Annotated in this window: 11 protein-coding genes and 3 rRNA genes; 4 read left to right on the plus strand and 10 right to left on the minus strand. The window is 66.0% G+C overall.

Translation table 11 applies throughout. From position 1 onward, the window contains the following. Positions 1-6: 6 nt before the first annotated feature. From rrf to RB614_RS13385, 3 genes are all read right to left on the minus strand, one after another. A 5S ribosomal RNA gene (gene rrf / locus RB614_RS13375) occupies positions 7-123 on the minus strand. A 94-nt stretch (positions 124-217) separates the two neighbouring features. Then, positions 218-3,337 (minus strand): 23S ribosomal RNA (locus tag RB614_RS13380). A 385-nt stretch (positions 3,338-3,722) separates the two neighbouring features. Continuing rightward, positions 3,723-5,237: ribosomal RNA gene (locus RB614_RS13385) — 16S ribosomal RNA — on the minus strand. Together the 16S, 23S and 5S rRNA genes form the textbook arrangement of a ribosomal RNA operon. A gap of 606 nt (positions 5,238-5,843) precedes the next feature. On the opposite strand from RB614_RS13385, the gene RB614_RS13390 reads away from it, so the two are divergent. Beyond that, complete coding sequence (locus tag RB614_RS13390) at positions 5,844-6,041, plus strand: hypothetical protein (RefSeq protein ID WP_308712789.1); 198 nt, start codon at positions 5,844-5,846, stop codon at positions 6,039-6,041. Between the two features lie 7 nt (positions 6,042-6,048). Here the strand turns inward: RB614_RS13390 and RB614_RS13395 are convergent, their stop codons facing one another. Then, entirely contained in the window at positions 6,049-6,843 is a 795-nt protein-coding gene (locus RB614_RS13395; RefSeq protein WP_308712790.1) for a carbon-nitrogen hydrolase family protein, read from the minus strand. A 9-nt stretch (positions 6,844-6,852) separates the two neighbouring features. After that, positions 6,853-7,686 (minus strand): EamA family transporter, encoded by an 834-nt coding sequence (locus RB614_RS13400; RefSeq protein WP_308712791.1) that lies wholly within the window; start codon positions 7,684-7,686, stop codon positions 6,853-6,855. A 41-nt stretch (positions 7,687-7,727) separates the two neighbouring features. On the opposite strand from RB614_RS13400, the gene RB614_RS13405 reads away from it, so the two are divergent. Together RB614_RS13405 and RB614_RS13410 are read left to right on the plus strand one after the other, a co-directional pair. Beyond that, entirely contained in the window at positions 7,728-8,339 is a 612-nt protein-coding gene (locus RB614_RS13405) for a helix-turn-helix domain-containing protein (protein ID WP_308712792.1), read from the plus strand. 4 nt (positions 8,340-8,343) lie between these two features. Next, on the plus strand, positions 8,344-8,913 hold the full coding sequence (locus RB614_RS13410; RefSeq protein WP_308712793.1) for an alpha/beta fold hydrolase: 570 nt from the start codon (positions 8,344-8,346) through the stop codon (positions 8,911-8,913). 6 nt (positions 8,914-8,919) lie between these two features. On the opposite strand, the gene clpX is transcribed toward RB614_RS13410, so the two are convergent. The 4 genes from clpX to tig all read right to left on the minus strand — a co-directional run bounded on the left by clpX (position 8,920) and on the right by tig (position 13,211). Further along, positions 8,920-10,215, minus strand: coding sequence for an ATP-dependent Clp protease ATP-binding subunit ClpX (gene clpX, locus RB614_RS13415; protein ID WP_308712794.1), 1,296 nt, complete (start codon positions 10,213-10,215; stop codon positions 8,920-8,922). A gap of 213 nt (positions 10,216-10,428) precedes the next feature. Then, entirely contained in the window at positions 10,429-11,091 is a 663-nt protein-coding gene (locus RB614_RS13420; RefSeq protein ID WP_308712795.1) for an ATP-dependent Clp protease proteolytic subunit, read from the minus strand. 10 nt (positions 11,092-11,101) lie between these two features. Then, positions 11,102-11,746, minus strand: a complete 645-nt coding sequence (locus tag RB614_RS13425) for an ATP-dependent Clp protease proteolytic subunit (protein WP_308712796.1) — start codon at positions 11,744-11,746, stop codon at positions 11,102-11,104. A gap of 109 nt (positions 11,747-11,855) precedes the next feature. Then, positions 11,856-13,211 (minus strand): trigger factor, encoded by a 1,356-nt coding sequence (gene tig, locus RB614_RS13430; RefSeq protein WP_308712797.1) that lies wholly within the window; start codon positions 13,209-13,211, stop codon positions 11,856-11,858. A gap of 212 nt (positions 13,212-13,423) precedes the next feature. On the opposite strand from tig, the gene RB614_RS13435 reads away from it, so the two are divergent. Then, positions 13,424-14,962: an amidohydrolase family protein gene (locus RB614_RS13435; protein ID WP_308712798.1), complete on the plus strand. Its 1,539-nt coding sequence runs from the start codon at positions 13,424-13,426 to the stop codon at positions 14,960-14,962. Between the two features lie 66 nt (positions 14,963-15,028). Here RB614_RS13435 and RB614_RS13440 read toward each other — a convergent pair whose 3' ends face one another. Next, positions 15,029-17,383, minus strand: coding sequence for an ATP-binding cassette domain-containing protein (locus RB614_RS13440; RefSeq protein ID WP_308712799.1), 2,355 nt, complete (start codon positions 17,381-17,383; stop codon positions 15,029-15,031). Between the last annotated feature and the right edge of the window lie 54 nt (positions 17,384-17,437).

The following is a 17,437-nucleotide window of genomic DNA, read 5'->3' on the forward strand; positions in this document are numbered from 1 at the left end:
TAAGAAGTCCGGCGGTGTCCTACTCTCCCACACCCTCCCGAGTGCAGTACCATCGGCGCTGGAAGGCTTAGCTTCCGGGTTCGGAATGTGACCGGGCGTTTCCCCTCCGCCATGACCGCCGTAACACTATAAACCTATCAACCCCGCACCCGACCCCGAACCATCCGGGTGGCTGGTTGTTGGTTCAGATTCGCATAGTGGACGCGTAGCAGCTTTGTAGGTCAAGTCCTCGGCCTATTAGTACCAGTCACCTCAACCAGTTACCTGGCTTACAGCTCTGGCCTATCAACCCAATCGTCTATTGGGGGCCTTAACCCACAAGGGTGGGATACCTCATCTCGAAGCAGGCTTCCCGCTTAGATGCTTTCAGCGGTTATCCCTTCCGAACGTAGCCAACCAGCCGTGCCCCTGGCGGGACAACTGGCACACCAGAGGTTCGTCCGTCCCGGTCCTCTCGTACTAGGGACAGCCCTTCTCAAGTATCCTACGCGCACGGCGGATAGGGACCGAACTGTCTCACGACGTTCTAAACCCAGCTCGCGTACCGCTTTAATGGGCGAACAGCCCAACCCTTGGGACCTGCTACAGCCCCAGGATGCGACGAGCCGACATCGAGGTGCCAAACCATCCCGTCGATATGGACTCTTGGGGAAGATCAGCCTGTTATCCCCGGGGTACCTTTTATCCGTTGAGCGACACCGCTTCCACACGCAAGTGCCGGATCACTAGTCCCGACTTTCGTCCCTGCTCGACCCGTCAGTCTCACAGTCAAGCTCCCTTGTGCACTTACACTCAACACCTGATTGCCAACCAGGCTGAGGGAACCTTTGGGCGCCTCCGTTACCCTTTAGGAGGCAACCGCCCCAGTTAAACTACCCACCAGACACTGTCCCCGACCCCGATCAGGAGCCCGGGTTAGATACCCAAACCCAACAGAGTGGTATTTCAACAACGACTCCACCAACACTGGCGTGCCAGCTTCACAGTCTCCCACCTATCCTACACAATCAAGTCCGAATACCAATGTCAAGCTATAGTAAAGGTCCCGGGGTCTTTCCGTCCTGCCGCGCGTAACGAGCATCTTTACTCGTAATGCAATTTCGCCGGGCCTGTGGTTGAGACAGTGGGGAAGTCGTTACGCCATTCGTGCAGGTCGGAACTTACCCGACAAGGAATTTCGCTACCTTAGGATGGTTATAGTTACCACCGCCGTTTACTGGCGCTTAAGTTCTCAGCCTCGCCCCCGAAAGAGCTAACCGGTCCCCTTAACGTTCCAGCACCGGGCAGGCGTCAGTCCATATACAGCGTCTTACGACTTCGCATGGACCTGTGTTTTTAGTAAACAGTCGCTTCCCCCTGCTCTCTGCGGCCATACCACGCTCCACCCGCAAAAGGGGCTTCACGCGTCCGGCCCCCCTTCTCCCTAAGTTACGGGGGCAATTTGCCGAGTTCCTTAACCACAGTTCACCCGAACGCCTCGGTATTCTCTACCTGACCACCTGTGTCGGTTTAGGGTACGGGCCGCTCGAAACTCGCTAGAGGCTTTTCTCGGCAGCATAGGATCACTGACTTCACCTGAATCGGCTCGGCATCACGCCTCACCCACATGCGCCACGGATTTACCTATGGCACGGGCTACACGCTTACCCCGGCACAACCACCGGCCGGGCTCAGCTACCTTCCTGCGTCACCCCATCGCTTGACTACTACCACCCAGGTTCCCACGCTCCCCACCTCAACCCGAAGGTCTCAGCGGCTCGGGCGGTTAGCACAGATAGGTTCATCATGGTCGCTCCTTCGCGGGTACGGGAATATCAACCCGTTATCCATCGACTACGCCTCTCGGCCTCGCCTTAGGCCCCGACTCACCCAGGGCGGAATAACCTGGCCCTGGAACCCTTGGTCATCCGGCGGAAGGGTTTCTCACCCTTCTCTCGCTACTCATGCCTGCATTCTCACTCGTACCACGTCCACGACTCCCTCACAGGGCCGCTTCACCCGTGGCACGACGCTCCCCTACCCATCCACACACCTGCACCCAAACCCATAAAGAATCCAGGCGAAGTCAAAATGTGAATGCCACAGCTTCGGCGGTGTACTTGAGCCCCGCTACATTGTCGGCGCGGAACCACTTGACCAGTGAGCTATTACGCACTCTTTAAAGGATGGCTGCTTCTAAGCCAACCTCCTGGTTGTCTAAGCGACCCCACATCCTTTTCCACTTAGCACACGCTTAGGGGCCTTAGCTGGTGATCTGGGCTGTTTCCCTCTCGACTACGAAGCTTATCCCCCGCAGTCTCACTGCCACGCTCTCACTTACCGGCATTCGGAGTTTAGCTGATTTCGGTAACCTTGTAGGGCCCCTAGACCATCCAGTGCTCTACCTCCGGCAAGAAACACGCAACGCTGCACCTAAATGCATTTCGGGGAGAACCAGCTATCACGGAGTTTGATTGGCCTTTCACCCCTAACCACAGGTCATCCCCCAACTTTTCAACGTTGGTGGGTTCGGCCCTCCACACGGTCTTACCCGCGCTTCAGCCTGCCCATGGCTAGATCACCCCGCTTCGGGTCTAGAACACGCGACTCAACGCCCTCTTCAGACTCGCTTTCGCTACGGCTACCCCACCCGGGTTAACCTCGCCACATGCCACTAACTCGCAGGCTCATTCTTCAAAAGGCACGCCGTCACCCCACACCCAAAAGATGCAAAGCTCCGACGGATTGTAGGCGAACGGTTTCAGGTACTATTTCACTCCCCTCCCGGGGTACTTTTCACCATTCCCTCACGGTACTCGTCCGCTATCGGTCACCAGGGAGTATTCAGGCTTACCAGGTGGTCCTGGCAGATTCACGGCACATTCCACGAGTGCGCCGCTACTCGGGAAAACCCACAGAAGGTTTGCTGCTTTCGCCTACCGGACTATCACCGTCTACGGTCAGCCTTTCCAGACCATTCAACTAGCAACAAACTTTGTAACTCCTCCGCCGTGTGTCAGCACGACAAGCGGGCTCCCACAACCCCGACCACGCAACCCCTGACAGGTATCACACGCAACCGGTTTAGCCTACATCCGCTTTCGCTCGCCACTACTCACGGAATCACAATTGTTTTCTCTTCCTGCAGGTACTGAGATGTTTCACTTCCCCACGTTCCCCCCTACACCCTATGCATTCAGATGCAGGTGACACCACACAACTAGTGCCGGGTTACCCCATTCGGACACCCTGGGATCACAGCTCGGTTGACAGCTCCCCCAGGCCTATCGCGGCCTCCCACGTCCTTCATCGGCTCCTGGTGCCAAGGCATCCACCGTCCGCCCTTGACAACTTGACCACAAAGATGCTCGCGTCCACTATGCAAATCTCAACAAACAACCAACCCACAACCCCACACCCCAACACCTCGCCACCACCGTGACCGGTATGTCAGAGCAGGCCATGCCTGGCACTTCTCCACCAAGAAAACCAAACCCCACCCCCAACCTTCCCGGGGGGCCGCAGTTTGTTCTCTCAGGACTCAACAGGGTGTCATGTGCCATCCCCCACCAGCCGCACCAACCCCAAACCGTTCCACGCGTGTCTTGCGACCGCAGTACTAGGTATGATCGGCCGTTGCCAGCAGAACATGTTCGCCAGTGTCTCCGCCAAATGAGCACCCCAACCCGACACTCGCGGGCCACGGGCTCCATACCGCCATTACAGCGAATGGTGCTCCTTAGAAAGGAGGTGATCCAGCCGCACCTTCCGGTACGGCTACCTTGTTACGACTTCGTCCCAATCGCCAGCCCCACCTTCGACGGCTCCCTCCACAAGGGTTGGGCCACCGGCTTCGGGTGTTGCCGACTTTCGTGACGTGACGGGCGGTGTGTACAAGGCCCGGGAACGTATTCACCGCAGCGTTGCTGATCTGCGATTACTAGCGACTCCGACTTCACGGGGTCGAGTTGCAGACCCCGATCCGAACTGAGACCGGCTTTTTGGGATTCGCTCCACCTCACGGTATCGCAGCCCTTTGTACCGGCCATTGTAGCATGCGTGAAGCCCTGGACATAAGGGGCATGATGACTTGACGTCATCCCCACCTTCCTCCGAGTTGACCCCGGCAGTCTTCGATGAGTCCCCGGCCGAACCGCTGGCAACATCGAACGAGGGTTGCGCTCGTTGCGGGACTTAACCCAACATCTCACGACACGAGCTGACGACAGCCATGCACCACCTGTCACCGCCCCCGAAGGACCCCGCATCTCTGCGAGATTTGCGATGATGTCAAACCCAGGTAAGGTTCTTCGCGTTGCATCGAATTAATCCGCATGCTCCGCCGCTTGTGCGGGCCCCCGTCAATTCCTTTGAGTTTTAGCCTTGCGGCCGTACTCCCCAGGCGGGGCGCTTAATGCGTTAGCTGCGGCACAGAGAACCGGAGAGGCCCCCCACACCTAGCGCCCAACGTTTACAGCGTGGACTACCAGGGTATCTAATCCTGTTCGCTCCCCACGCTTTCGCTCCTCAGCGTCAGTATCGGCCCAGAGACCCGCCTTCGCCACCGGTGTTCCTCCTGATATCTGCGCATTTCACCGCTACACCAGGAATTCCAGTCTCCCCTACCGAACTCTAGCCTGCCCGTATCGACTGCAGACCCGCAGTTGAGCCACGGGATTTCACAGTCGACGCGACAAGCCGCCTACGAGCTCTTTACGCCCAATAAATCCGGACAACGCTCGCGCCCTACGTCTTACCGCGGCTGCTGGCACGTAGTTGGCCGGCGCTTCTTCTGCAGGTACCGTCACTTACGCTTCGTCCCTGCTGAAAGAGGTTTACAACCCGAAGGCCGTCATCCCTCACGCGGCGTCGCTGCATCAGGCTTCCGCCCATTGTGCAATATTCCCCACTGCTGCCTCCCGTAGGAGTCTGGGCCGTGTCTCAGTCCCAGTGTGGCCGGTCGCCCTCTCAGGCCGGCTACCCGTCGTCGCCTTGGTAGGCCATCACCCCACCAACAAGCTGATAGGCCGCGAGCCCATCCCCAGCCGAAAAACTTTCCACACCCCACCATGCGACAGAATGTGAATATCCGGTATTAGCCCCCGTTTCCGAGGGTTATCCCAAAGCCAGAGGCAGGTTACTCACGTGTTACTCACCCGTTCGCCGCTCGAGTACCCCAAAGGGCCTTTCCGCTCGACTTGCATGTGTTAAGCACGCCGCCAGCGTTCGTCCTGAGCCAGGATCAAACTCTCCAACAAAAACTTGAAAAGCATCCCAGCAACAAAAGTTGCCAAAGGAACCATCACCCCAAAAAAAGGGGCAACGAGGTATAAACCAAACTTGGCACTGGCATATACAAACACCCTGTTGAGTTCTCAAAGAACAAACACACACCACAATCGAAACCCCCGTATCGGGGGCCCCGCTCGCGGGGCAACTCGCCTAACTTACCCGGTCGACTTCGCTGTGTCAAGCCGGATCTTTGGCTCAACTTCGCATCGCCCGAAAGGTCCCCGCGCCGCAGCACGCCGGTCGCCCGGTGAGTCGTCTTGCGGGGGAAGCTTACAGACCGGCCGATCGGCTCCCGCGCCCTGAGACGCTTGGCACCGCATCCGCCCGGCTCCTGCCGGCTTGTCTACCCTACCCGGTCGGCTTCGCAATCTCAAATCCGGTTTCCCGGTCGATCGCACCGCCCGCGCCCTGGTTTCGGCCGTTATGTCCGTCCCCTGTGGGCAGAGAGAAAGTTACGCGGATGATCGACGGAACGCAAATCAGCTGTCGTCACTGTCTGAGACCGCGTGCCGCGCGGTGCTGATCCCGCGCCGTGGCACGTGCTCTGCCGTCGAGCGTGGAAGAGTTGGTCCATGGTCCTCGCCGAAGACGCGCTGCTCGGCCTGCTCCTGCCGTTTTGGCAGCTGGTGATCGGGGCCGTCGTGCTGGTCGCGATCGTCGGCTCGGTGCACCGCCTCGTCATGCGCGGACCCTCCCGGATGACCACGATGATGCTGATCAGCGGCGGCGTCGTGGTCGGGCTCACAGTGATCGGGGTGCTCTGGAGCTGACGAGCCGTTAGAGCCGGCGGTTGGCCAGGCTGGGCAGTTCCTGGCGGATCGAGGCCAGCCGGTCGAGGTCGATGTCGGCCACGGTTACGCCGATCGTGTCCGGCGCCTGGGCGACGACCGTCCCCCACGGGTCGATCACCATGCTCCGGCCGAAGCACGTACGCCTCGGCTCGTGGTCACCGATCTGCCCGGCGGCCAGCACGTAGCACTGGTTTTCGATCGCCCGGGCCCGCAGCAGCACCTCCCAGTGATCCCGGCCGGTGTGCGTCATGAACGCGGCCGGCACCACGAGCACCTGCGCCCCGGCCACGGCCAGGCGGCGGTAGAGCTCGGGAAAGCGCAGGTCGTAGCAGATCGAGAGGCCGACCGGGACGCCCTCGACGTCGACCACCACGGCCTCCGTCCCAGGGGCGACAGAGCGCGACTCGTGGTACGAGACGCGGCCGGGAATCTCCACGTCGTACAGGTGGATCTTGCGGTAGCTGGCCGCGAGGTCGCCGCCACGGTCGAAGAGCAGCGACGTGTTGTACGTCCGCTCGGCGTCCGGCCCGGTCTCGTGGAACGACCCGGCGAGCACCCACATCCCCAGCGACCGCGCCCTCTCCGAGAAGAACGCCCCGAACTCGCCGTCGGCCCCCTCCGGCTTCGGCGCGCCCGCGCCCGGGCCGAGATAGTCGACGTACTCCGGGAGGATCGCGAGATCGACCCCGCTCGCGGCGGCCTTGTCCAGCAGCTCGCCGGCGGCGGCGAGGTTGGCGGCACGGTCTTCGCGGGCGTTGAGTTGGCACACGGCGACGCGCATGACGCCAGGCTACGTGGTCGCGAGCACGAGCGCCGTAGCCGCGAGGCCGAGGCCGGCGATCTGCACCGGCCGCAGCCGCTCGCGGTCGACGGCGAGCGCGAGCAGGACGGTGCTCACCGGGTACAGGGCGGCGACCGCGGCGACGATGCTCAGGTGCCCGCGCACCGCCGCGGCGAGGTAGAACGCGTTCGCGATGATCTCCAGCGTGCCGGCCACCGCCGCCCAGCCGAGCGCCGGACGGGGCAGGCGCGCCACGGTCCGCGTGCCAAGGAGGATCGCGGCGCCGACCCCGACGGAGGTGAGCCTCCCCGCGGCGAGCGGCCACATGCCCGCCTCTTCGGTGGACTGGCCGAGCAGCGCGAAGAAGAGCCCGAAGAACACCCCGGCCACCAGCGACATCACGATCAGCCGCGGCGAGACCGCGGTGCGGCCCGCCTGCGGCGTCAGGCTGACCAGCCCGATGGCGACGACCGCGAGTCCGGCGCCGCCGAGGGCGAGCATTCCGGGGGTACGGTCGGTGAGCAGCCCGATCCCGATCGGCACCACCGCCGCTGTGACCGCCGCGAGCGGGGCGACCACCGCCATCGCGCCGCCGGCGAGCGCCCGGTAGAGGAGCACGATCCCGACGAACCCGGCCAGGCCGCTGCTCGCGCCCCACGCCAGGTCGGCCGCGCTCGGCGTGCCGGGCAGCAGGATCACGCAGAGCGCCAGTGTGGGCAGGCAGAGCGCCTGGGAGATCACGGTGACCGCGAGGGGGTGGGCGCGCTGCGAAGCCCGGCCGCCGGAGTAGTCGGCGGTGCCCCAGATCAGGGCGGAGAGGGCGGCGAGCACAATGGGAGTCACCGTGCAGTCGTACCACAATATTGACCACGAAGGACACTCTGTTGACCGACACTGTGGCAGCGCTCACCGCGGCGGTGGCCGGACACGTACGCGCGCTGCGCACCGCGCGCGGCTGGTCCCTCGACGAGCTGGCCGGCCGTTCAGGGGTCAGCAAGGGCATGGTGGTGCAGATCGAGGCCGCCCGCACGAACCCGAGCGTGGGGACGCTGGTGCGGATCGCGGACGCGTTCGGCGTGACGATCGCGCGGCTGCTGGAGCCCGCCGAGGAGCGCACCGTGCGGATCTCCGACGCGGAGTCCGCGCCCCAGCTCTGGCGCGGCGGTGAGGGCGGCTACGGGCGGCTGCTGCGCGGCATGAACGACCCGAGCTTCGTCGAGCTCTGGGAGTGGCGCCTCGCCCCCGGTGAACGTCACACCTCCGAAAACCACATGCCCGGCACGCGCGAGGTGCTCCACATCCTCGACGGCACCCTGACCCTGACGGTCGACGGCACAGACCACACCGTTACGGCCGGTCAAACCATCGACTTCCTCGCCGACCGCCCCCACAGCTACCGCAACGACGCCAGCCAGGACACCCGCCTGGTGATGGTCGCGATCGTGCCCAACACCGAGTGGGACCGCCGCTCGGAGAGTGGCGGTCCCAGGGCCTAGTGCGGTGGCCACTGACCAGTGGTTGCATGAGGTGCTTGCCGCCCTGCCCGAGCCGCGGCTGCACCTCTTCGGCCTTTCGATCGGCGGCTGGACCGCGATGAACCTGGCCGTCCACCGGCCGGAGAAGCTGGCCGGCGTCATCGTGCTCGACCCCGTGATGGTCTTCGCCGACCTCTCCCCCGAGGCGATCGTCCGGTCGATCCCGGCCAGCGTCCGCTGGTTTCCCAAGTCATGGCGGGACGGCTTCGCCAGCTGGACCGCCAACGGCGCGCCGGTCGAGGACGTCCCGGTAGCTCGCATGATCGAGGCGGGGATGCAGGCGTACGTGATCAAGCTCTCCGCGCCGACGAGGCTGACCGAGCAGCAGCTGTCCCAGGTGCGGACGCCGACCCTCGCCCTGCTCGCCGGGAAGTCGCGCATGCACGACACCGCCCACGCCGCCGCGGTGGCGCGAAAAGCCCTCCGGGCCGGCACCGTGAAGATCTACCCGGACGCGTCACATGCGATCAACGGCGAATACCCGGACCAGATCGGCGCCGACGTCGCCGCATTTCTCGCTGGCGTGGACCGATGATCCGCTTTATGCGGTCTTCTCCTCGCGGTGCTCGCGGCGCCGGCGACCGGTGAACTCGCGCGGAACGATCGTCGGGTACACGTTCTCCATGACGACCTCGCGGGTGATCAGCACGCGGGCGGCGTCGGGGTTGCTGGGCACCTCGTACATCACGGAGAGGAGGACCTCCTCCATGATGGCGCGCAGGCCGCGGGCGCCGGTGCCGCGGAGCATTGCCTGGTCGGCGATGGCCTCGAGCGCGGCGGTGTCGAACTCCAGTTCCACGCCGTCGAGCTCGAAGAGGCGCTGGTACTGCTTCACGTAGGCGTTGCGCGGCTCGGTCAGGATCTTGATGAGCGCCTGGCGGTCGAGGTTGCGCACCGTGGTGATCACCGGAAGCCGGCCGATGAACTCGGGGATCAGGCCGAACTTGAGCATGTCTTCCGGCATGACCTGGCTGAAGACGTCGTCGGTCGAGCGGTCGGAGACGGCCCGGAGGTGGGCGCCGAAGCCGAGCCCGCCCTTGCCGACCCGCGACTCGATGATCCGGTCGAGGCCGGCGAACGCGCCACCGCAGATGAACAGCACGTTGGTGGTGTCGATCTGGATGAACTCCTGGTGGGGGTGCTTGCGCCCGCCCTGCGGCGGCACGTTGGCGACCGTACCCTCCAGGATCTTGAGCAGTGCCTGCTGCACGCCCTCGCCGGAGACGTCCCGGGTGATCGACGGGTTTTCGCTCTTTCTTGCGATCTTGTCAACTTCGTCGATGTAGATGATCCCGGTCTCGGCGCGCTTGATGTCGTAGTCAGCGGCCTGGATGAGCTTGAGCAGGATGTTTTCCACATCCTCGCCGACGTATCCCGCCTCGGTGAGCGCGGTGGCGTCGGCGATGGCGAACGGCACGTTGAGCATGCGGGCGAGCGTCTGCGCCAGGTGGGTCTTGCCGCAGCCCGTAGGGCCGATGAGCAGGATGTTGGACTTGGCCAACTCGACCGCTTCACCACCGGACCCGGGCGCGCCGGCCGCCTCTGCCTGGATGCGCTTGTAGTGGTTGTAGACCGCCACGGCGAGCGCCTTTTTCGCCTGGTCCTGGCCCACCACGTACTGGTCGAGGAACTGGCAGATCTCCATGGGCTTGGGAAGCTCTTCCCACTTGACCTCGCCCGACTCGGCCAGCTCTTCCTCGATGATCTCGTTACAGAGGTCGATGCACTCGTCGCAGATGTAGACCCCCGGGCCCGCGATGAGCTTCTTGACCTGCTTCTGCGACTTGCCGCAGAACGAGCACTTCAGTAGGTCGCCGCCGTCGCCGATCCGTGCCACCTACGTTCTCCCTGCGCTCATCGGCCGGAATGCCGGCCCTGGCCTGAGGACGGTCCTGCCTCGTGGATCCCCGATCGCACCCCGGGAGGGCCGGGGCATGTGTGCTGTGCACCTCGACGTTACCCGCTGCTTGGGCGTAATCCGACCCCCAAAATGGGTGTGTCAGGGGCTAGCCAGTCTACGAGGACCGACCCGCCCCTGACCGCCCGAGGGTCAGCTCGCGCTCGCGGCGGCGACGAGGCCCTTCTTGCGGCTGGCCAGCACCGTGTCGACCAGCCCGTACTCCTTGGCCTCCTCGGCCGTCATGATCTTGTCACGGTCGATGTCCTTGCGGACCTTTTCGACCGCCTGCCGCGAGTGCACCGCCAGCAGGTCTTCCAGCTGGGTGCGCATCCGCATGATCTCCCGGGCCTGGATCTCGATGTCCGAGCCCTGCCCGTAGCCGCCCTCGGTGGCCGGCTGGTGGATGATGATCCGCGAGTGCGGCAGCGCCATCCGCTTGCCCGGCGTGCCGGCCGCCAGAAGCACCGCGGCCGCGCTGGCCGCCTGCCCGAGGCAGACCGTCACGATGTCGGGACGGACGTACTGCATCGTGTCGTAGATCGCCGTCATGGCCGTGAACGAGCCACCGGGCGAGTTGATGTACATCGTGATGTCGCGGTCGGGGTCGGTGCCCTCGAGCGTCAGCAGCTGCGCCATCACGTCGTTGGCCGAGGCGTCGTCGACCTGCACGCCGAGGAAGATGATCCGGTCCTCGAACATCTTGTTGTACGGGTTGGACTCCTTCACCCCGTACGACGTGCGCTCGACGAACGACGGAATGATGTACCGGTTGTGGACCTCGCGGAGGCCCGCCGGAATCTGTAGTTCAGTCATGGTGTCTTCCTCAGCTCAGCGTGCCGGCGCCGGACGGGACCTGGGTCGCCCCGGTGATCACGTGGTCGATGAACCCGTAGTCCTTGGCCTCCTGAGCCGTAAACCAGCGGTCCCGGTCGGAGTCGGCCTCGATCTGCGCCTGCGTCTGCCCCGTGTGGAACGCGACCCGCTCCTGGAACATCCGCTTCGTGTACAGCATCTGCTCGGCCTGGATGGCGATGTCGGAGGCCGTGCCCCCCATGCCACCGGACGGCTGGTGCATCATGATCCGCGCGTGCGGGAGCGCGAACCGCTTGCCCCGGGCGCCGGCGCAGAGCAGCAGCTGCCCCATCGACGCGGCCATGCCCATCGCGATCGTCTGCACGTCGTTGTCGATGAACTGCATGGTGTCGTAGATCGCCATACCGGAGTAGACCGAGCCACCGGGCGAGTTGATGTACAGGTAGATGTCCCGGGACGGGTCTTCCGCCGCGAGCAGCAGCAGCTGCGCGCAGATGCGGTTGGCCACGTTGTCGGTCACCTCACTGCCCAGGAAGACGATCCGCTCCTTGAGCAGGCGGTTGTAGACCGTGTCGTCGAGGTTGCCACTGAGCGCGTCGCCGCCGCGGGCCTCGATCGCCCGCGAGGGCATCACAGGAAAATGCTGATCGGTCATGGCAAGCCCTTCGCAATTGTCTCCGTACGACCGACCTTAGCCACTGGTGGCAGCCGCGACCGCAACGTTCGCTCTCAGCGCACGGGCGCGCCGCCGCCGGTACCCCATCTCAGTGGTCGTGGTCGTGATCGTGCTCGTCGGCGCTCCCGCCGCGGAGGTCGTCCATGTTCAGCTCGTTGCCGGCCGAATCGGTGATCTTGATCCGCTCCATGACCAGCGCGAGCGCCTTGCCCCGGCGGACGTCGCCGAAGACGGCGCCGGCGGTGCCCGCCCGGACGAGCTGGTCGTAGTACTGCTGCGGCTGCACGCCGGCCCGCTGGGCACGGTGCATGATCTCGTGGCCGAACTCGTCGTCGGAGACCTGCACCTCTTCGGCGTCGGCCAGCGTGTCGAGCAGGAGCTGGATCTTGACACCCTCGGTGGCCGCGTCGGTCAGCTCGGTGTCGATCTGCTCCTCGGTCTTCTCCTCCGCCGCGAGGTACTCCTCCAGGGAGGCGCCGATCCGCTCCAGCTGGTCGGTCATCGCCTCCTTGCGGTGCTCGACCTCCTCGCGCACGACACCCTCGGGGGCCGGCACGTCGGCGACCTTGACCAGCTCGGCGAGCGCCTTGTCGCGGGCCGCGTAGAGCTGCTCCACCTTCTTGACCCGGGTGACCCGCTCGCGCAGGTCGTCACGGAGCTCGTCGAGCGTGTCGAACTCGCTGGCCAGCTGGGCGAACTCGTCGTCCAGCTCGGGCAGCTGCTTTTCCTTGACCGTGCGGACCGTCACCGAGACGTCCGCGTCACGGCCGGCGAAGTCGCCGCCGACCAGCTGCGACACGAACGTGGCGGAGTCGCCCGCCGACAGGCCGACGAGCACCTCGTCGAGGCCGGGGAGCAACTGCTTGCTGCCGACCTCGTGGGAGATGTTGGTGGCCGAACCGCCCGGCACCTCCTCGCCGTCGACGGTCGCGGCCAGGTCGATCTGGACGTAGTCGCCCTCCTGGGCCGGCCGCTCGACGGTCTTGAGCGTGGCGAAGCGCTCGCGCAACCCGCTGACCTGGTCGTCGATCTCGCTGTCGGCGATCTGCAGCTCGTCGACGCTGATCTCGATCGTGGAGAGGTCGGGCAACGTGATCTCCGGCCGCACGTCGATCTCGGCGGTGAACACCAGCGGCTGGCCGTCCTGGATCTCCGGGAACGTCTCCAGCTCGGGCCGGCCGAGCATCTTGACGTCGTGCTCGCGCACGGCGGCCAGGATCTGGGCCGGGATCGCCTCCTGGATGGCCTCGTTGATCACGGCGGCGCGGCCGACCCGCTGGTCGATCACGGCCGCGGGCACCTTGCCCCGGCGGAAGCCGGGGATCTGGACCTGCGAGGCGATCTCCCGGTACGCCTTCTTGAGGCTCGGCTCGAGCTCGACGAACGGCACCTCGATGGCGAGCCGCACCCGGGTCGGGCTCAGGGTCTCGACGGTGCTCTTCACAGGCGTACTCCTCGATGGATCTTTCCGGCTTGTGGGCCGTGCGGCGTCGCGCGGACGCAATAGCGGCTCGGTCGAGTGTAGAGCCGGCGCGCGGGTCGCCCACCCCGAGGTAGGGGTTTCCCCACCCAGCCTGGGCGCTCAGCCCCACTGACCCGCCGACGTGGCGGCCCGAGAGTGGTCGGCGACAGGTTGTGACGGCAGGAGGAGTGATCATGGCAGGCACGATTTCCCGGCGTTCGATGCTGGCCGGAGCGGTGGCGGGTGTGGCCGGCGCGGCGGTCGGGCTGGGCCGGGCCGGAGCGGCGGGGGCCACGCCGGCCATCGAGATCACGGCGGTGACGGGGGTCACCGTGATCGACGCGGTGGGCGGGGCGCGCCGTCACCAGAACATCCTGATCCGCGCCGGCCGCGTCCTGGACGCCGGCGACCTCCACCGGGTGCCGGTGCCGCACGGCGCGCGGGTGGTCGACGGCCGCGGGAAGTTCCTCATCCCGGGCCTCGCCGACATGCACACGCACGCGACCGAGATCGACCCGACCGACCCCGAGATGTACGTGGTGAACGGCGTCACCACCACCCGCCAGATGTCCGCCAGCGAGGCGGTCCGCGGCTGGCGGCGGGAGATCGAGGCGGGTACGCGGCTCGGCCCCCGCTGGACCGTCGGCAGCTCCATCGTGGACGGTGCGCCGTCGCTGTGGGAAGGGCTCGGCGTGCCGTACATCGCGGTCGCCGGCCCGGCGCAGGGGCGCGCGGCGGTACGCCGGGAGGCGGAGGCCGGGGCCGAGTTCGTCAAGACGTACACCCGGCTCAGCCGCGAGTCGTTTCACGCGATCGCCGCCGAGTCGCGCCGGGTGGGCATACCGTTTCTGGGGCACGTGCCGGACTTCGTCCAGCTCACCGAGGCGAGCGACGCCGGGCTGCACAGTATCGAGCACCTCTTCGAATTCTGGTACGACACCTCCCGCGACGAGCCGCGGCTACGCCGCGAGATAGCCCGCACCCGGATCGCCGGCGGCGACTACGCCGGGTGGTTCACCAAACTCCACCCCATCGAGTACGCGGCGGCGCGGAGCTACGACCGTGGCAAGGCGGCCCGGGTCTTCGAGCGGCTGGCCCGCAACGGCACGTACGTCACGCCCACGCTCACCGTGCACTGGACCTGCGACGTGCCGGACGAGGTGCCGCACGACGACCCGCGGTTCCGGTACGTGAGCGCGGACACGCTCGGTTACTGGCAGTGGGCGACGGAGACCATCTACCTCAAGGGGCGCACGCCGCGGGAGAGCGCCGAGCGCCGCGAGCTCTTCGAGCGCCGGGTGCGGCTGGCCGGCGAGTTGGCCCGCGCCGGCGTACCGCTGATGACCGGCACCGACCTGGGCACCGCGTACCTTATGCCCGGCTTCAGCCTCCACGACGAACTGCGCTTCCTGGTGCGGGCCGGCCTGACGCCGGCGCAGGCGCTGCGGGCGGCCACGCTGGAGCCGGCGCGCAGCCTGGGCCGCCGCGACCAGGGCACGGTCGAGCGGGGCAAGGTCGCCGATCTGGTACTGCTGGACGCCGACCCGCTTCACGACATCGCCAACACCACGCGTATCGACAGTGTCTTCGTGCGCGGCCACCTCATCGATCCCGCCGCCCGGCAGCGGATGCTCGCCGACATCGAGGCGGCCGCTCGACGCCGGCCCGCCCCGGGCGTGGTACCAGCCGCCGCCGGCTGCCCCTGCCACGGCGGCGGGCGCCATCGGCCGTGATCGAAGCTCCCTCCACGTCGCTCTAGCGGCTTGAAGGGAGCTTTGATCACGGGCGGGGGGTAAGGGTCAGGCGCCGACGTAGGCGGCCAGGTGCTGGCCGGTGAGGGTGGCGCGGGCGGCGACCAGGTCGGCGGGGGTGCCCTCGAAGACGATCCGGCCGCCGTCGTGGCCGGCGCCGGGGCCGAGGTCGATGAGCCAGTCGGCGTGTGCCATGACCGCCTGGTGGTGTTCGATGACGATGACCGACTTGCCGGAGTCGACCAGCCGGTCGAGCAGGCCGAGCAGCTGCTCGACGTCGGCCAGGTGGAGGCCGGTGGTCGGCTCGTCGAGGACGTAGACGCCGCCCTTCTCGGCCATGCGGGTGGCGAGCTTGAGCCGCTGCCGCTCGCCGCCGGAGAGGGTGGTGAGCGGCTGGCCGAGGCTGAGGTAGCCGAGCCCGACATCGGCCAGCCGGTCGAGGATGGCGTGCGCGGCGGGCGTGCGCGCCTCGCCGGCGCCGAAGAACTCCTCGGCCTCGGTCACCGACATCGCGAGCACCTCGGCGATGTCGCGGCCACCCAGCGTGTACTCCAGCACGGCCGCCTGGAACCGCTTCCCCTCGCAGTCCTCGCAGGTGGACTCGACCGTGGCCATGACTCCCAGGTCGGTGTAGATGACGCCGGCGCCGTTGCAGGTGGGGCAGGCGCCCTCGGAGTTGGCGCTGAAGAGGGCCGGCTTCACGCCGTTGGCCTTCGCGAAGGCTTTGCGGATCGGCTCGAGCAGCCCGGTGTACGTGGCCGGGTTGCTGCGCCGGGAACCGCGGATCGCGCCCTGGTCGATCACCACCACGCCGTCGCGGCCGGCGACCGAGCCGTGGATCAGCGAGCTCTTGCCGGAGCCGGCGACGCCGGTGACCACGCAGAGCACGCCGAGCGGGATGTCGACGTCGACGTCCTGGAGGTTGTGCGCGGACGCGCCGCGGACCTCCAGCACCTCCGAAGACTTGCGCACCGACTCCTTGAGGGAGGTGCGGTCGTCCAGGTGGCGGCCGGTGATCGTGTCGCTGCCGCGCAGCCCGTCGACCGTTCCCTCGAAGCAGACCGTGCCGCCCCCCGTGCCGGCGCCCGGGCCGAGGTCGACGACGTGGTCGGCGATCGCGATGGTCTCAGGCTTGTGTTCCACGACCAGCACGGTGTTGCCCTTGTCGCGGAGCCGCAGCAGCAGGTCGTTCATCCGCTCGATGTCGTGCGGGTGCAGGCCGATCGTCGGCTCGTCGAAGACGTAGGTGACGTCGGTGAGCGACGAGCCGAGGTGGCGGATCATCTTGGTGCGCTGCGCCTCGCCGCCGGAGAGCGTGCCCGAGGGCCGGTCGAGCGAGAGATAACCCAAACCAATCTCCGCGAACGAGTCGAGCAGGTGCTGCAGCCCACTCAGCAGCGGCGCCACCGACGGCTCGTCGAGGCCCCGGATCCACTCGGCCAGGTCGCTGATCTGCATGGAGCAGACGTCGGCGATGTTCTTGCCGTTGATCTTCGAAGAGCGGGCCTCCTGGCTGAGCCGGGTGCCGCCGCAGTCCGGGCAGGTCGTGAACGTCACGGCCCGCTCCACGAACGCGCGGATGTGCGGCTGCAGCGCGTCGACGTCCTTGGAGAGGTACGACTTCTGGATCTGCGGGATCAGGCCCGAGTACGTCAGGTTGATCCCGTCGACCTTGATCTTCGTCGGCTCCCGGTGGAGGAGGTCGTGCAGCTCCTTCTTGGTGTACTTGCGGATCGGCTTGTCCGGGTCGAAGTAGCCGGCGCCGCGGAAGATGCGCCCGTACCAGCCGTCCATGCTGTAGCCGGGGATGGTGAGCGCGCCCTCGTTCAGGGACTTGCTGTCGTCGTACAGGGCGGAGAGGTCGATGTCGGTGACCGAGCCCATGCCCTCACAGCGCGGGCACATGCCGCCGAGGCGGGTGAAGGTCGCCTTCTCGGCCTTCGTCTTGTTTCCCCGCTCGACCGTGATCGCGCCACTGGCCCGCACCGAGGGGACGTTGAACGAGTACGCGTTGGGCGAGCCGATGTGCGGTTTGCCGAGGCGGCTGAAGAGGATCCGCAGCATGGCGTTGGCGTCGGTGGCGGTACCGACCGTGGAGCGCGGGTTGGCCCCCATCCGCTCCTGGTCGACGATGATCGCCGTGGTCAGCCCGTCGAGCAGGTCGACCTCCGGCCGCGCCAGCGTCGGCATGAAACCCTGCACGAACGCGCTGTAGGTCTCGTTGATCATCCGCTGCGACTCGGCGGCGATCGTCGCGAACACCAGCGAGCTCTTGCCCGAGCCGGAGACACCGGTGAACACGGTCAGGCGGCGCTTCGGCAGCTCGACACTCACGTCCTTGAGGTTGTTCTCGCGCGCGCCCTGCACGCGGATCAGATCGTGGCTGTCGGCGACGTGCGGCATCGTCTCTCCATTAGGGGGTTCTGTTCTCGGTCTTCGTTCGTTGGTTGTTGGGTG

Origin of the sequence: Phytohabitans maris (genome assembly GCF_031085175.1) — a bacterium.
In the GTDB taxonomy this organism is placed as follows: domain Bacteria; phylum Actinomycetota; class Actinomycetes; order Mycobacteriales; family Micromonosporaceae; genus Phytohabitans; species Phytohabitans maris.

What these genes read in the sequence shown, in the direction of transcription:
- RB614_RS13440 (WP_308712799.1), bottom strand. Translation starts at nt 17,383, where the DNA reads ATGCCGCACGTCGCCGACAGCCACGATCTGATCCGCGTGCAGGGCGCG.
- RB614_RS13435 (WP_308712798.1), top strand. Translation starts at nt 13,424, where the DNA reads ATGGCAGGCACGATTTCCCGGCGTTCGATGCTGGCCGGAGCGGTGGCG.
- RB614_RS13390 (WP_308712789.1), top strand. Translation starts at nt 5,844, where the DNA reads ATGGTCCTCGCCGAAGACGCGCTGCTCGGCCTGCTCCTGCCGTTTTGG.
- RB614_RS13425 (WP_308712796.1), bottom strand. Translation starts at nt 11,746, where the DNA reads ATGACCGATCAGCATTTTCCTGTGATGCCCTCGCGGGCGATCGAGGCC.
- RB614_RS13420 (WP_308712795.1), bottom strand. Translation starts at nt 11,091, where the DNA reads ATGACTGAACTACAGATTCCGGCGGGCCTCCGCGAGGTCCACAACCGG.
- RB614_RS13395 (WP_308712790.1), bottom strand. Translation starts at nt 6,843, where the DNA reads ATGCGCGTCGCCGTGTGCCAACTCAACGCCCGCGAAGACCGTGCCGCC.